18 protein-coding genes are annotated in these 13,066 nt (G+C 63.1%); 13 read left to right on the top strand and 5 right to left on the bottom strand.

Annotation, left to right across the window (positions count from 1 at the left end):
• Window positions 1–43: 43 nt before the first annotated feature.
• A complete protein-coding gene (locus CHB75_RS10660) occupies window positions 44–1,327 on the top strand; it encodes an NAD(P)/FAD-dependent oxidoreductase (RefSeq protein ID WP_089270535.1) in 1,284 nt (427 codons plus the stop codon).
• On the opposite strand, the gene CHB75_RS10655 is transcribed toward CHB75_RS10660, so the two are convergent.
• The 5 genes from CHB75_RS10655 to CHB75_RS10635 all read right to left on the bottom strand — a co-directional run bounded on the left by CHB75_RS10655 (window position 1,324) and on the right by CHB75_RS10635 (window position 5,241).
• On the bottom strand, window positions 1,324–1,767 hold the full coding sequence (locus tag CHB75_RS10655) for an ion channel (RefSeq protein ID WP_089270534.1): 444 nt from the start codon (window positions 1,765–1,767) through the stop codon (window positions 1,324–1,326). The genes CHB75_RS10660 and CHB75_RS10655 overlap by 4 nt on opposite strands.
• 28 nt (window positions 1,768–1,795) lie before the next feature.
• Window positions 1,796–2,692 (bottom strand): helix-turn-helix transcriptional regulator, encoded by an 897-nt coding sequence (locus CHB75_RS10650; protein WP_089270533.1) that lies wholly within the window; start codon window positions 2,690–2,692, stop codon window positions 1,796–1,798.
• A 233-nt stretch (window positions 2,693–2,925) separates the two neighbouring features.
• Complete coding sequence (locus CHB75_RS10645; protein WP_089270532.1) at window positions 2,926–3,744, bottom strand: ABC transporter substrate-binding protein; 819 nt, start codon at window positions 3,742–3,744, stop codon at window positions 2,926–2,928.
• Window positions 3,745–3,776: 32 nt separating this feature from the next.
• Window positions 3,777–4,541, bottom strand: coding sequence for an ATP-binding cassette domain-containing protein (locus tag CHB75_RS10640; protein WP_089270531.1), 765 nt, complete (start codon window positions 4,539–4,541; stop codon window positions 3,777–3,779).
• On the bottom strand, window positions 4,534–5,241 hold the full coding sequence (locus CHB75_RS10635) for an ABC transporter permease (protein ID WP_089270530.1): 708 nt from the start codon (window positions 5,239–5,241) through the stop codon (window positions 4,534–4,536). The genes CHB75_RS10640 and CHB75_RS10635 overlap by 8 nt, the downstream gene beginning before the upstream one ends.
• A gap of 253 nt (window positions 5,242–5,494) precedes the next feature.
• Here CHB75_RS10635 and tsaA point away from each other — a divergent pair, with 253 nt between their 5' ends.
• The 12 genes from tsaA to ureG all read left to right on the top strand — a co-directional run bounded on the left by tsaA (window position 5,495) and on the right by ureG (window position 13,040).
• Window positions 5,495–5,983 (top strand): tRNA (N6-threonylcarbamoyladenosine(37)-N6)-methyltransferase TrmO, encoded by a 489-nt coding sequence (tsaA, locus tag CHB75_RS10630; RefSeq protein WP_089270529.1) that lies wholly within the window; start codon window positions 5,495–5,497, stop codon window positions 5,981–5,983.
• A gap of 180 nt (window positions 5,984–6,163) precedes the next feature.
• Window positions 6,164–6,982, top strand: a complete 819-nt coding sequence (locus tag CHB75_RS10625) for an urease accessory protein UreD (RefSeq protein ID WP_089270528.1) — start codon at window positions 6,164–6,166, stop codon at window positions 6,980–6,982.
• Window positions 6,983–7,002: 20 nt separating this feature from the next.
• Window positions 7,003–7,305: an urease subunit gamma gene (locus CHB75_RS10620; RefSeq protein WP_089270527.1), complete on the top strand. Its 303-nt coding sequence runs from the start codon at window positions 7,003–7,005 to the stop codon at window positions 7,303–7,305.
• 36 nt (window positions 7,306–7,341) lie between these two features.
• The gene (locus tag CHB75_RS10615) at window positions 7,342–7,521 is read left to right on the top strand and encodes a hypothetical protein (RefSeq protein ID WP_089270526.1); all 180 of its coding nucleotides are present in this window, start codon (window positions 7,342–7,344) and stop codon (window positions 7,519–7,521) included.
• Window positions 7,518–7,823, top strand: coding sequence for an urease subunit beta (locus tag CHB75_RS10610; RefSeq protein ID WP_089270525.1), 306 nt, complete (start codon window positions 7,518–7,520; stop codon window positions 7,821–7,823). Before CHB75_RS10615 ends, CHB75_RS10610 begins: the two co-directional genes overlap by 4 nt.
• Before the next feature lie 89 nt (window positions 7,824–7,912).
• Window positions 7,913–8,626, top strand: a complete 714-nt coding sequence (locus CHB75_RS10605; protein WP_089270524.1) for a hypothetical protein — start codon at window positions 7,913–7,915, stop codon at window positions 8,624–8,626.
• A gap of 158 nt (window positions 8,627–8,784) precedes the next feature.
• Entirely contained in the window at window positions 8,785–9,099 is a 315-nt protein-coding gene (locus CHB75_RS10600; protein WP_089270523.1) for a hypothetical protein, read from the top strand.
• Between the two features lie 13 nt (window positions 9,100–9,112).
• The gene (ureC, locus tag CHB75_RS10595; protein WP_089270522.1) at window positions 9,113–10,822 is read left to right on the top strand and encodes an urease subunit alpha; all 1,710 of its coding nucleotides are present in this window, start codon (window positions 9,113–9,115) and stop codon (window positions 10,820–10,822) included.
• Window positions 10,823–10,957: 135 nt separating this feature from the next.
• On the top strand, window positions 10,958–11,173 hold the full coding sequence (locus CHB75_RS10590) for a DUF1127 domain-containing protein (protein ID WP_089270521.1): 216 nt from the start codon (window positions 10,958–10,960) through the stop codon (window positions 11,171–11,173).
• 40 nt (window positions 11,174–11,213) lie between these two features.
• Window positions 11,214–11,771, top strand: coding sequence for an urease accessory protein UreE (locus CHB75_RS10585; protein ID WP_089270520.1), 558 nt, complete (start codon window positions 11,214–11,216; stop codon window positions 11,769–11,771).
• Window positions 11,734–12,396: an urease accessory protein UreF gene (locus tag CHB75_RS10580; RefSeq protein WP_245840888.1), complete on the top strand. Its 663-nt coding sequence runs from the start codon at window positions 11,734–11,736 to the stop codon at window positions 12,394–12,396. Before CHB75_RS10585 ends, CHB75_RS10580 begins: the two co-directional genes overlap by 38 nt.
• A gap of 11 nt (window positions 12,397–12,407) precedes the next feature.
• Window positions 12,408–13,040, top strand: coding sequence for an urease accessory protein UreG (ureG, locus tag CHB75_RS10575; RefSeq protein WP_089270519.1), 633 nt, complete (start codon window positions 12,408–12,410; stop codon window positions 13,038–13,040).
• The last annotated feature ends 26 nt before the right edge of the window (window positions 13,041–13,066 follow it).

Below are 13,066 nucleotides of genomic sequence, written 5' to 3'. Positions count from 1 at the left end.
CGAAGCGGGCAGTGTTCGCAAAACGCAACAGACGACGGACCCCATGAACAACGATCCCACCAGTCACGGTGCCTGGGAGCGCACCGCGCCCGCAGCGCCCCCCACCGCACCGTTGGATCGCGACATCACGGTAGACGTCGCCATTGTCGGCGCAGGCTACACTGGCCTATCTGCGGCGCTGCATCTGGCGCGCGGCGGTCAAAGCGTAGCCGTGGCCGAAGCGGTGGAGGTCGGCTTTGGCGGATCCGGGCGCAACGTTGGCCTCGTGAATGCGGGCATGTGGGTGATGCCCGACAAGATCACCGAGACGCTGGGCGTGGAGATGGGTGAACGCCTGCTTGACCTGCTGGGGCAGGGACCGGCCGAGGTTTTCGACCTGATCCGCGCCGAATCCATCAATTGCGAGGCGCAGACCAGTGGCACCCTGCACTGCGCTGTCCGCGCCACCTGCCAGCGCGAAATCACCCAGAGGTCCGAACAATGGGCGCGCCGGGGCGTCGATCTACAGGTGCTGAACGGGCCGGATGCGGCATCGGCGCTGGGAACCGATGCTTATTGCGGTGCGCTGCTTGACCATCGGGCCGGGACGATCCAGCCGCTGGCCTATGCCCGTGGGCTGGCGCAGGCCGCGCAAAACGCCGGGGCGCATATATTCACCGGCACGCCGGTCACCGACATCCACCCCGGCCCGAATGGCGTGACCCTGCGCACCCCACATGGCCGCATCACCGCCGGCAAGGTGATCCTCGCCACCGATGCCTATACCCAGCATATCTTTCCCGAAATCCGCCAGACCCAGATCATGCTACCCTATTTCAACTTTGCCACCAAACCGCTGTCGGACAACCTGCGCCAGACGATCCTGCCCAGCCGCCAAGGGGCCTGGGACACGCGCGAAGTGCTCAGCTCCTTCCGCATGGATGCCGCCGGGCGGCTGATCTTCGGCTCGATCGGCAGTTTCAGGGGGACCGGCCAGTCGGTCCACCGGGGCTGGGCGCAACGTGCCATCGCGCGGATTTTCCCGCAGCTGGGTGCGGTCGCATTCGAATCCGGCTGGTACGGGCAGATCGGCATGACCGCCGACAATATGCCAAGACTCAGCCGCTTCGGCCCCGATATCCTGGCGATCAGCGGCTACAACGGTCGCGGCATCGCGCCGGGCACGGTCTTTGGCCGGTTGCTGGCCGAACACCTGAATGGCCAGCGCCGCCTTGACGAAATCCCTCTGCCGCTGCGGGATCTGTCAGTGCCCCCCATGGCGCGCCTGCGTGAACCCTTCATCGCGCTGGGCGCACAGCTGGTGCATCTGGTCGAAAACCGGTTCTAGCCGCCCTTGCGCCTATGTTCACGCTGATGGCTTCGCGTCTGGCTCAGGGTTTCCACCAGCATCGCCGTCAGCAGACCAAAGATCAGCAGACCATTGGCCGCCGCCAGCCCCCCCAGCAGACGCCATTGCACCGGCAGCAGCAGATCGCCAAAACCCAGCGTGGTAAAGGCGACCAGCGCGAAATAGACCGACGCTTCGAACGTCACGAAGATCTGCAAAAGCCACAGGGCCACCGCCCAGATCCAGACGGCGGCGGTCATCATCATCAGGGTCCAGAACATCGCAAGCGACAGCACAACGCTCAGCTTGAGACCATGTGGCGGGCGCAACACCCAGTTGTGGATGCGGCGCAGCATCACCTCAAGCCCCCACCAGGACAGGGCCGCGGCCAGAACCGTCGCACCGATCAGCACACTTCCCAGAAACAGTTGCAGAAACATGAGCAGACTTTCCAAAGGGCCGTTCGGGTCAGGCGTTCCAGCGCACCGCGCCGATTTCGCTGATATCATAGCCGCCAAGGCCGGCGGCATGGCGGGCAAAGGTGTCGCTGCGGAAAAACGCGACAAGCTGTTGCAGCGGCGCGTCGAACCAGGCCTTGCGATCCACCAGCAGGTCAAAGCGTTCATCAACCACCGGCACAAAGTCCAATCCATAGGGCCGCGCCAGCGCCTCGAGCCCGAAGGCCACGTCGGCGCTGCCGTCCTGCACCGCCATCACGGCATCGGCTTCGCTGCGGGCGGTATCGGTGTAGATCAGCGCATCCCGGCCCAGACCCGCCTTGGCGCGCAGATGTTCGAACAACCCATGTGTGCCGGATTCCGGCTGGCGGGGGGCGATGCGGCTGCCGACCAGATCGCCGATGCCCTTGATCCGCGCACTGCCGCCGGGGGGCAGGATCAGCCCGCGCCGCCGGGTGGCAAAGGCCAGCAGCACCACGTTCTGCGCCGCGAACCGCGGCCGCACCGCCGGCAGGTTCCAGCTCTGCGCCTCGGGGTCAAAGACATGCAGCCCGGATGCCATGCCCTCGATCGCATCAAACCGGTCCAGACCGTCCAGAGAGCCGTCGAAATAGGTGGCGATACCACAGCGCGATTGCCGCAGCGCCCAGTCCAGAAGCGGGTCATGGGATCCCAGAAACACCTGCGGGCGGGCGATCACCTCCTGCCCGGCGGGGGCGGAACTGCCCCGGGCGATCCAGGCGCGGATTTCGGCCTCGGGGAACAGCAGCTTGCCGGTCACCTTGGAACAGGGCACGGCACCGGTGGCGGCAAGGTCATAGACCTTGCGTTCCTTGATGCGCAAAAGCTCTGCCAGCTCGCGCACGGTCAGAAATTCGGGTCTGGTCTGGTCGGATGTCTCTGTCATGATCGGGCGCGACTATGCGATGGATGCGCGCGCGCGACAAGTGCCGCCGGATCACCCGGAGTCGGTGCGGGAATTCCTGCAAGGGTTGGTGCGGTCGGGACCGTGACCCAAACCGCCCCACAGCGCGAAACCATACCCGAGCCATACGAAAACCATACGCTTGCCATACGGGTTCCATACGCCGTTTTCGGGGGCTCTGGCCACAGTTTCCCACCGCCGCCAGAGCCCGTTTGTCACTTCGGAGCGTTGGGGAAAAACAGCTGCTTGTCGTTCAGTTTGTAACCCGCGATTTCCTGCTGGCCTGCGTCGGAGAGCAGCCAGTCGATGAACGCCTGACCCGCCTCTGCCTTGACCGACGGGCATCTTTCCGGGTTCACGAGGATCACGCCATACTGGTTGAACAACTCCGGGTCACCTTCGACGGCGATGTTGAAATCGCCTTTGTTTTCAAAGCTGATCCATGTGGCGCGGTCGGTCAGCGCATAGGCATTCATCCCCAGCGCCGCGTTCAGCGTGGCCCCCATGCCAGACCCGGTTTCACGGTACCAGCCCCCCGAAGCCGCAGCGGCATCCACCCCCGCCATCTTCCACAGCGACAGCTCTTTCTTGTGCGTGCCCGAATCGTCGCCGCGCGACGCAAACAGCGCCTCCGCCTCGGCGATCTTTTGCATCGCGGCCTTTGCATCGCTCATGCCATCGACGCCCGCCGGGTCGGTTTCGGGGCCTACAACGATGAAATCGTTGTACATCAGATCTGACCGTTCAACGCCAAAACCGGCCTTCACGAACGCTTCTTCCGACGCCTTGGCATGCACCAGCAGCACATCGGCATCACAGTTTTCCGCGTTCTTGATCGCCTGTCCGGTGCCCACGGCGACAACGTTGACGGTAATCCCCGACTCTTCGGTGAACTTGGGCAGCAGATAGTCATAAAGCCCCGAATTCGCGGTCGAGGTCGTGGACTGCACCAGTATGGACTGGTCCTGCGCCAGCGCGGCCCCTGCGCCAAGCGCCAGCACGGCCACGGTTGAAATCAGCGTGCGAAAACCCATCGTAAACTCCTCCTCGGATGGTTGGAAACGGATCAGAGGGTCAGGCGACCCTCTAGGTATGCCTGCGCGGCGGGGGCTGCTGGCGCCTTGAAAAAGGCAGCCGCTGCGCGATGTTCGACCAGCCGACCCTGCGACAGAAACACCACGTCATCCGCCAGCCGCCGGGCCTGACCGATGTCATGCGTGACGCAGACGATCTTGGTGCCGCGGCTGCGTTCCTCGCGCAGGATGTCTTCGATCATCAGCGCCGATGCGGGATCAAGGCTTGCCGTAGGTTCGTCCAGAAACAACAGGTTAGGTCCGGTCGCAAGCGCGCGGGCCAGCGCCAGCCGCTGCTGTTCGCCCCCCGACAACAGCCGCGCCGGCTGGTCCGCGCGCGCCAGCAGACCGACCCGCTCAAGCAGGGCGTCACAGCGGACGGGGTCACCGGGGCGCAGCACAAAATCCACATTCGCGGCGACAGAACGGCGCAAAAGCACGGGTTTCTGGAACACCATGGCCTGACGTTTGCGGGCCTCCGCATCCAACAGGGTGTCGCCCCAGAAGACGCTGCCCTTCTCGGGTGGGATCAGCCCGTGCAGCAGCCTCAGCAGCAGGCTCTTGCCTGCCCCGTTCGGGCCCATCACCATGGTGATCCCGTCGCGTCCCAGGCTCAGATCCAGCCCGTCGATCAATACCCGCCCGCCGGCCTCGTAGCGCAATCCGCAGGCGGACAGGCATGGCCCGGATGCCGCGCGGCCGGGAAAGGGCAGCACGCGCTGGCAGGAAACCGGTGGGGGCACGGGCACTTCACGCATAGGCTTGCCGTACTGCGGACATCCGCACCGAATGCACCAGCGCATTGACCCCCAGCGCGATCACCATCAACACGATCCCCAAGGCAAGCGCGAGCGCGAGGTCGCCCTTTGATGTCTCAAGCGCGATTGCGGTGGTCATCACCCGCGTCAGATGGTCGATATTGCCGCCCACGATGATCACCGCGCCGACCTCGGCCACCGCGCGGCCAAAGCCCGCCAGCGCCACGGTCAGCAGGGTAAAACGACCATCCCAGATCAGCGCGGTCATGCTCTGGCGACGCGTCAGGCTGAGTGAGCGGAATTGTTCGGCGTACTCATCGTTCAGATCTTCAAGAACCTGTCGCGATAAGGCTGCGACAATGGGCGTGATCAGAATGCACTGCGCGATGATCATCGCGGTGGGCGTATAAAGCAGACCCAGAAACCCCAGAGGACCGGAACGGGACAGATGCAGATAGACCAGCAGACCCACGACAACCGGCGGCAGGCCCATCAGTGCATTGACCAGCACCAGCGCCGCGTTCCGCCCACGGAACCGTGCCACTGCCAGAAGGGCACCAAGAGGCAGGCCAAAAAGGCAGGCCAACCCCGTCGCGGTCAGGCTGACACGCAGGGACAGGGCAACAATCCGGTAAAGATCGCCGTCGCCGGACAAAACCAGCGCGAAAGCCAAGGATAATGCCTCTCCGATGTTCTGCAAAATTTCCCGCCTTTGCATAATTTCCGGGATTATTGCGTCAGATACGGTTTCGGTGCAAGAGGCAATGCCGGGATGGCTGCAATACTCCTACCTTGGCACTGCGGGTGCAGTGTCTCAGGCAGGGCAGGCGCGGCCCGGCTCTCTCCGCTCAATGCCTCTCGGGTACACGTTTTGTCCTGCATTAAAGTCGCTGGCACATGCTTCCCATCTTCCTGAAATCGTGTAGATTTGTCGCACGGAAAGAGAGGCGGCCATGGATCAGGACATCACCGATACACGCCCCGGAGAGCAACGGGCCGAACTGGCCCCGGCCGCAGATGCCAGCCTGCGCTTTATCGGGCGTATCCGAACCCCGTTCCTCACCCGCGACGATTGTCCCCGGCAGGGGCGCGCCGACGGGCCGGTATGTCGGCTTGAAATCGACCCGCCCTGGTCCGCGGCGCTGGACGGGATCGAGGAGTTCGAGAACCTTGAGGTGCTGTACTGGCTGCACGAATCGCGCCGTGATCTGATCACGCAAAGCCCCCGTAGCGATGGCCGGACCCGTGGTACCTTTGCCCTGCGATCCCCGGTCCGGCCCAATCCCATCGGCACTTCCCGCGTACGCCTGATACGCCGCGAAGGGTCGACATTGGTGGTTCGTGGCCTCGATTGTCTGGACGGTACGCCACTGCTGGATATCAAGCCGGACCGTTGCGAATTCACCCCGCAGGCGGCGCAAAAGGCGGCGGATGAATGGTGATTCAATTGTGCTGAAGGATTGTGCGGAAACGGATTTTCACGCCTTAAAATCGGGCGCAGTCCTTGCGCCGACGGGCACCCGGCACCTGACGCGCGGCGTGCTTCTTGCCCCTGTGGTGGGGCGTGAAACAACCCAGTCACACCATAGCGCGGAGAGGCCGTCATCCCCTACGATCAGAGCATGACCAAGGCCCCAGCCCCTGCGGCGCAGCGCGCCCGGGGACGGACGCATCTGGCCGCGCGCTGTCGTTCAGACCAGACGGTCATCGCCGATCTGCATCAGTCCGGGGCGTCTCGTTTGCTGTTCCCGCGGCCCTCTGGCGCGGCGCTGCCAGCGGTCTGGCTCAATACCTCGGGCGGCGTCACGGGGGGCGACCAGTTTTCGGCGCATTTCGAGGCAGCGGCCGGCGCGCATCTTAGCCTGACGAGTCAGGCCGCCGAACGGGTCTATCGCGCCCTTCCCGGCGATCCGGGGCGCGTTGAAACCACTTTGACCATTGCCTCCGGCGCGCGCATTGACTGGTTGCCGCAAGAGACGATCCTCTTTGATTGCTCGGCACTTGACCGGACGCTGAACATCGACATGGCCGGGGATTCCACGCTGCTGGCGGTTGAAACGCTGATCTTTGGCCGTGCCGCCATGGGTGAAACCGTGCGCGAACTGTCCCTGCGGGACCGCATCGCACTGCGCATCGACGGGCACCTCGCCTTTGCCGACCGTCTGCGGCTAGACGGCGACGCCGATGCAACGCTTGCCCGTCGGTTCGTTGCGGCGGGCTGCGGTGCGGTTTCGTCGGTCATCTTCGCGTCGCCCGGGGCAGGCCGACACCTTGACACTCTGCGCGCTCTGTTGCCCGATGGTGCCGGGGTTTCGGCCCTGACCGACGACTTGCTTTTCCTGCGCATCACGGCCCCGGACGGGTTTGACATGCGCCGCAGCCTCATACCGATCCTGCGTCACCTTTCGGGTGGCGATCTGCCCCGACCCTGGATGCTCTAACCCATCGGAAGCCTGACCAAATGCAACTGACGCCCCGCGAAAAAGACAAACTGATGATCGCCATGGCCGCCGAAGTGGCGCGCAAGCGGCTGGCCCGTGGGGTCAAGCTGAACTATCCCGAAGCCATTGCCCTGATCACCGATGCCGTGGTCGAAGGCGCGCGCGACGGCAAGTCGGTGGCCCAGATGATGCAGGCGGGTGCCCATGTGATCACCCGCGACCAGTGCATGGAGGGGATTTCCGAGATGATCCCCGAAGTGCAGGTCGAAGCCACCTTTCCCGACGGGACCAAGCTGGTCACCGTGCACAACCCGATCCGCTGACCCACGTTCAAGACTGCCAGCCCAAAGGACAGACCCATGACACGCATCGCCACTCCCGCCCTGCTTTTCACCGCCGCCGCATCCCCGGTTCTGGCGCATCCCGGCGCGCATCTGCATCCGCATGACGGGGCGAACTGGCTGACGATCGTGGCGGCTCTGGGCGTCATTGCCATTGCGGGACGGATGGTTCTGACCCGGGTAAAGGGGCGCAAATGATCCCCGGCGAGCTTTTCCCGGCCGAAGGTACGCTGACGCTGAACGACGGCAGCAAGGCGATTACCCTCATGGTCGCCAATACGGGCGACCGCCCGGTGCAGATCGGCAGCCATTACCATTTTGGCGAGGCGAATGAGGCACTTGATTTCGACCGGGGCGCGGCACGCGGCATGCGGCTGGACATCGCCGCCGGCACCGCTGTCCGGTTCGAACCGGGCCAGCGCCGCGAGGTGCAATTGATCCCGATCGCCGGAAAACGGCGGATCTTTGGTTTCAATCAGGCCGTGATGGGGGATCTTTGATCATGCGACCGCGCCTCAGCTGATACCGTGCCAACCTGACCTCAGCGGTCCGGTAACTTGTTACTTTCGAAGTAAAAAAGGAGAGACTCATGCCCCTGTTGATGCAACCCTTTCACATGACGCTCGCCTGTATCAAGGCGTCGGGAAAAATCTGGACGTCTCAGGTCAAGGTCGGCCAGACGCTCTTTCAGGCAGGTCTGCGGCAACATGGGCTGATGATGGAGTTGGGGCAAAAGTTGGCGGTCTCGGCAGAGCCTGCGGCCGTGGTTCCTGCGGCAGCCAAAGCCAAGGCACCAGCGGCAAAGCGTGCTTCGCCGCGCGCCACTGTGCGGCCAAGTCCTGCGCCGACGCGGGCTAAAACCGCGCCAAAGGTCCCCAAGACCGCGACGCCCGCTCCCAAGGCCAAGGCTGCTCCCGCTCCGGCCCCCAAGGCGGTCGCGAACGCAAAGCCCGCAACCGTGGCTGCTTCGGCACCCAAGGCCGTTCCAACCCCACAGCCCACAGCCGTTGTCACACCGGCAGCCAAGGCAGCGCCAACCGCAAAATCTGCAACAGAGCAGTCAAAAGTGGACACCTCGGCCACCACACCGTCAGCAGCCCCCGCCGCCAAGACCCCTGAACCGGCGGCCAAGCCTAAGGCACCGGCGCGACGCAAATCCGCCCCCAAGAAACCGGCAAGAGCCAAGACTGCATCCCAACCTCGGACTGCTGCAAAGGCAACGCCGACTGCCCCTACAGGGGAAAAACCAAAGCCCGCGGCAAAGATTGAAACGACGCCCGTGCCCCCCAAGGCGGGCACCTGAGTGGGCCTAATGTCTCGAAATCGCAGGGTCGCAGCTGCGGATTGGATGATGACCCCGGCTCGCAGCCTCTACCAGAGCCGCGGGTCTGCCGCATCCGCGTCTATTCCCGCAACCAAGGCTGACTGCTGCGGGCAGCGCCTCATCCATGGAGGCTTGTGATGCCCCGTCCCGCAACACTGATTGACCTCTGGCACACCACGCTTCAGATGAGCCTTCTTGCCGTTGAAACCCATGCTGTCATGACGATGCGCATCATGGGGATGGCCGGGCTTTGGAATGTGGGAAAGTCCGAAAACACCCGGATGGTACACGAAAAGCCCCCGGCGCTGATGAAGTCGGCGATGAATGCCGTAAGCGCGTCGATGAACGGCGCGCGCCCTGACCAGATCATGAACACATCCATCCGACCGCTGCGCGCCAAGACCCGCAGCAACTCGAACCGTTTGGCCAAGCGCGGCCCGAAATTCAACTGAGGACTTAAGACCCATGCCCGCCAGAATAGCCCGCGCCGATTATGCCGCCATGTTCGGCCCCACCACCGGGGACAAGCTGCGGCTTGCCGATACCGACCTGATCATCGAAGTTGAACGCGATCTCACCACCTATGGCGAAGAGGTCAAGTTCGGCGGTGGCAAGGTCATTCGTGACGGCATGGGCCAGTCCCAGACCACCCGTGCCGAGGGGGCGATGGACACGGTCATCACCAACGCGCTGATCGTGGACCATTCGGGGATCTACAAGGCAGATGTCGGTTTGCGCGACGGACGCATCCAAACCATCGGCAAGGCCGGGAACCCCGACACCCAATCCGGCGTCGATATCATCATCGGCCCGGGAACCGAGATCATCGCCGCCGAGGGGCGGATCCTCACCGCTGGCGGCTTTGATTCCCATATCCATTTCATCTGCCCGCAACAAATTGACGACGCGCTGCATTCCGGTCTGACAACGATGCTTGGCGGCGGCACCGGCCCCGCGCACGGCACGCTGGCCACCACCTGCACACCGGGTGCCTGGCATCTTGGTCGCATGCTGCAATCAGCGGATGCCTTCCCGATGAACCTCGCCTTCGCGGGCAAGGGCAATGCATCGCTGCCCGCCGCACTGATCGAACAGATCCTTGGTGGGGCCTGTTCGCTGAAACTGCACGAGGATTGGGGCACCACCCCCGGCGCCATCGACTGCTGTCTGTCCGTGGCGGATGATTACGATGTTCAGGTGATGATCCACACCGATACGCTGAATGAATCCGGGTTCGTGGAAAATACCGTAAAGGCGATGAAGGGCCGCACCATCCACGCCTTCCATACCGAAGGGGCAGGGGGCGGACACGCGCCCGACATCATCAAGATCTGCGGTGAATCCTTTGTACTGCCGTCATCGACCAACCCGACGCGGCCCTATACGGTCAACACGTTGGAAGAGCATCTGGATATGCTCATGGTCTGTCATCACCTTGATAAATCCATCCCCGAAGATGTCGCCTTTGCCGAATCCCGCATCCGCCGCGAAACGATCGCAGCCGAAGATATCCTGCATGACATGGGGGCCTTTTCGATCATCGCGAGCGATTCTCAGGCGATGGGCCGGGTGGGCGAGGTGATCATTCGCACCTGGCAAACCGCCGACAAGATGAAGAAACAGCGTGGCAAGCTGTCGATAGAAACCGGCGACAACGACAACATGCGCGTCCGCCGGTATATTGCGAAATACACCATCAACCCGGCCATCGCCCATGGCATCGCGCATGAGATCGGCAGCATCGAGCCGGGCAAGCGCGCCGACCTCGTGCTCTGGAAACCTGCCTTCTTTGGCGTCAAACCGGAAATGGTCCTGATGTCGGGCACCATTGTCTGCGCGCAGATGGGTGATCCCAACGCTTCGATCCCGACGCCGCAACCGGTCTATACGCGTCCGATGTTTGGTGCCTATGGCCGGTCGGTCGAACATTCTGCCGTGACCTTTGTCTCCGAAGCCGCCCATTCCAACGACATCCGCGGCACTCTGGGTCTGGCGAAACAGACGGTGCCTGTGCGCAACACCCGCGGCATCGGCAAGAAGGACCTGATCCTGAACGATGCGCTGCCGCATATCGAAGTGAACCCAGAAACCTACGAGGTGCGCGCCGACGGAGAACTTCTGACCTGCGAACCGGCCTCTGAACTGCCGCTGGCGCAGCGCTATTTCCTGTTCTGATCATGAATAAAACCTTAAAATCAGCCATGCGCCAATTGCATTGCGGGGATGCCCAAACGGGGGTGTCTACGCGTTCTTTTTCTGCCTATTTGATGTGCAACGAAACAGACGCACAGTCAAAATCGAAAGCACATCATGGCACACGTCCTCTCATTCAACGACACTTACCCCAAGACCCCGCTGTTGACCCGCATCGTAGAAGGCTTTGCTGGCTGGATCGACCGCTACGCCGAAAATCAGCCCCGCATGCGCGGTGTGCGCGCCCTTCAGGCGATGAGCGACGAGCAGCTGGCCGCCCGTGGGTTGAAGCGCGAACAGATCGTGCCCCACGTGTTCCGCACAACCTTCTAAAGCTGGTTACGTATCGGCCTCTTACGGCTTGGGGGCGCGCATGAGCGCCCCCGCCTATACCGCCCAGTCCTATCGCGCGGCTCCACTCGGGGCTCAGCCCATCGGCCGCGCCGTTCTGGACTACGAAGACCGCTTTCTACGCCGCAAGGTGCTCACGCTTGAGGATGGCCGGACGGTTCTGGCCGACCTCCCACAGACGACATCTCTTGATCATGGCGGGGTTCTTGTGACCACCACCGGAGAAGAGATCGAGATCGTCGCAGCAGCCCAGCCTTTGCTCGAAATCACCGGTCCGGACATGACGCGCATCGCCTGGCATGTGGGCAACCGTCACACCCCCTGCCAGATCGAAGCCAATCGGCTGCTGATCCAGCATGATCATGTCATTCGCGACATGCTGATCCGCATCGGCGCGACGGTGCACGAGGTGACGGAACCCTTCACGCCCGAAGGCGGCGCTTATGGCATGGGCCGCACCCATGGCCACGATCATTCCCACAGCCACAGCCACAGCCACGGCCCCGAGTCGCATAGTCATTCCCATGATCACGAACACGGTCATGCCCACGCGCATCCGCACGATCATGACCACGACTGATCCCATTCTGACCCTGCACCAGTTGTTCTCGCCCGCCTTTCCGGTGGGCGCCTTCGCCTATTCCCACGGGCTGGAAACCTGCGTGCAGGCGGGGCAGGTGGTTGATGCGGCCGGTTTGCAGGACTGGCTGGAAATAGTGCTGGAACACGGCGCGGGCTGGTCCGACGCCGTTCTGATGGCGCAGGCTGCACAAGGCTCGGATACCGATGCCTTGGCCGAACTTGCCCTGGCGCTTTCCCCCTCGCATGAACGCCGCCGGGAAACCGAACTGCAGGGCGCGGCGCTGGCCAGAACTGTGTCCGATGTCTGGGGCCTTGATATCCCGCCGTTGCCCTATCCGGTTGCCATGGGCCGCATAGTTGCACTCCTCGATCTGCCATTGCCCTCAGCGCTCACGCTGTACCTGCAAGCCTTTGCCTCCAATCTCGCAGGGGCGGGCATTCGCCTGATTCCACTGGGCCAGACAGATGGGCAGCATATTATTCACGCCCTGACGCCTCTTTGCACGCTGCTGGCCAAGCGTGCGTTGACGGCGGACCTTGACGACATCGGCGGCTTCGCCCCTATGATCGACATCGCCAGTCAGCGCCACGATCAGCTTTATTCACGTCTTTTCCGCTCCTGAAGGAGAACGCCATGACATCCCTCAACGGACCCTTGCGAGTCGGCCTTGGCGGTCCGGTCGGTGCCGGCAAGACCACGTTGACAGCTGCCCTGTGCCTTGCCTTGCGGGATCGCCTGTCGATGGCGGTGGTGACGAACGATATCTACACCCAGGAAGATGCCGAGGCGCTGATGCGCCTGCAGGTATTGCCACTCGACCGGATCAAGGGTGTGGAAACCGGCGGCTGCCCGCATACGGCGATCCGCGAGGATGCCTCGATCAACCTGTCCGCCATTGCCGAACTCAACGCAGCGCACCCGGATCTGGACCTGATCCTGATCGAATCGGGTGGTGACAACCTGTCGGCCACCTTCTCGCCGGAGCTGGCAGATGTGACGATCTACGTGATCGACGTGGCCGCAGGCGAAGAGATTCCGCGCAAGGGCGGCCCGGCGATCACCCGTTCGGATATCCTCGTGATCAACAAGACGGATCTTGCGCCCTATGTCGGCGCCTCTCTTGATGTGATGGAACGGGACGCGACGCGGATGCGCGCGGGCAAACCGTTTGTCTTTGCCTCATTGCGCCACGGCAAGGGGATCGAGGCGATTGTCGATTTGCTCACCCAGATTGGTGGACTGCCACTGGCACAGGCTGCAGAGTAGGGCGGAACCCATCTGTGCAAAGTGCC

Source organism: Puniceibacterium sediminis (assembly GCF_900188035.1).
In the GTDB taxonomy this organism is placed as follows: Bacteria; Pseudomonadota; Alphaproteobacteria; order Rhodobacterales; family Rhodobacteraceae; genus Puniceibacterium; species Puniceibacterium sediminis.
The sequence above is the reverse complement of the archived record's forward strand: the minus strand, read 5'-3'. Positions and strand labels throughout refer to the sequence as shown.

What these genes read in the sequence shown, in the direction of transcription:
- CHB75_RS10660 (WP_089270535.1), top strand. Translation starts at nt 44, where the DNA reads ATGAACAACGATCCCACCAGTCACGGTGCCTGGGAGCGCACCGCGCCC.
- CHB75_RS10655 (WP_089270534.1), bottom strand. Translation starts at nt 1,767, where the DNA reads ATGTTTCTGCAACTGTTTCTGGGAAGTGTGCTGATCGGTGCGACGGTT.
- CHB75_RS10650 (WP_089270533.1), bottom strand. Translation starts at nt 2,692, where the DNA reads ATGACAGAGACATCCGACCAGACCAGACCCGAATTTCTGACCGTGCGC.
- CHB75_RS10645 (WP_089270532.1), bottom strand. Translation starts at nt 3,744, where the DNA reads ATGGGTTTTCGCACGCTGATTTCAACCGTGGCCGTGCTGGCGCTTGGC.
- CHB75_RS10640 (WP_089270531.1), bottom strand. Translation starts at nt 4,541, where the DNA reads ATGCGTGAAGTGCCCGTGCCCCCACCGGTTTCCTGCCAGCGCGTGCTG.
- tsaA (WP_089270529.1), top strand. Translation starts at nt 5,495, where the DNA reads ATGGATCAGGACATCACCGATACACGCCCCGGAGAGCAACGGGCCGAA.
- CHB75_RS10625 (WP_089270528.1), top strand. Translation starts at nt 6,164, where the DNA reads ATGACCAAGGCCCCAGCCCCTGCGGCGCAGCGCGCCCGGGGACGGACG.
- CHB75_RS10620 (WP_089270527.1), top strand. Translation starts at nt 7,003, where the DNA reads ATGCAACTGACGCCCCGCGAAAAAGACAAACTGATGATCGCCATGGCC.
- CHB75_RS10615 (WP_089270526.1), top strand. Translation starts at nt 7,342, where the DNA reads ATGACACGCATCGCCACTCCCGCCCTGCTTTTCACCGCCGCCGCATCC.
- CHB75_RS10610 (WP_089270525.1), top strand. Translation starts at nt 7,518, where the DNA reads ATGATCCCCGGCGAGCTTTTCCCGGCCGAAGGTACGCTGACGCTGAAC.
- CHB75_RS10605 (WP_089270524.1), top strand. Translation starts at nt 7,913, where the DNA reads ATGCCCCTGTTGATGCAACCCTTTCACATGACGCTCGCCTGTATCAAG.
- CHB75_RS10600 (WP_089270523.1), top strand. Translation starts at nt 8,785, where the DNA reads ATGCCCCGTCCCGCAACACTGATTGACCTCTGGCACACCACGCTTCAG.
- ureC (WP_089270522.1), top strand. Translation starts at nt 9,113, where the DNA reads ATGCCCGCCAGAATAGCCCGCGCCGATTATGCCGCCATGTTCGGCCCC.
- CHB75_RS10590 (WP_089270521.1), top strand. Translation starts at nt 10,958, where the DNA reads ATGGCACACGTCCTCTCATTCAACGACACTTACCCCAAGACCCCGCTG.
- CHB75_RS10585 (WP_089270520.1), top strand. Translation starts at nt 11,214, where the DNA reads ATGAGCGCCCCCGCCTATACCGCCCAGTCCTATCGCGCGGCTCCACTC.
- CHB75_RS10580 (WP_245840888.1), top strand. Translation starts at nt 11,734, where the DNA reads ATGCCCACGCGCATCCGCACGATCATGACCACGACTGATCCCATTCTG.
- ureG (WP_089270519.1), top strand. Translation starts at nt 12,408, where the DNA reads ATGACATCCCTCAACGGACCCTTGCGAGTCGGCCTTGGCGGTCCGGTC.